The organism is Methylobacterium sp. C33D, from assembly GCF_053345825.1.
Map to the genome: position 1 here is coordinate 1 of NZ_JBKFAV010000286.1, position 217 is coordinate 217.

Here is a 217-nt window from a genome sequence, read left to right on the forward strand (position 1 = left end):
CGACTTGCATGTGTTAAGCCTGCCGCCAGCGTTCGCTCTGAGCCAGGATCAAACTCTCACGTTGAAGAGAAAGATCCGGCCGATCACGTGTATTCTCAGACGGAGCCTCACATCGACCAAGCATCCCGACGCTTCACAGCGCCAAAACACCCGTCGGTGAGCTCAGAAAGAAGAACAACAGATCGGCACAAGTCTACTCACGCCAGGCCCTAAGACC

1 rRNA gene is annotated in these 217 nt (G+C 55.3%); it reads right to left on the bottom strand.

Features of this window, described 5'->3' with window-relative positions:
* Positions 1-64: ribosomal RNA gene (locus tag ACLBXO_RS32405) — 16S ribosomal RNA — on the bottom strand; the annotation flags it as partial.
* Positions 65-217 lie beyond the last annotated feature (153 nt).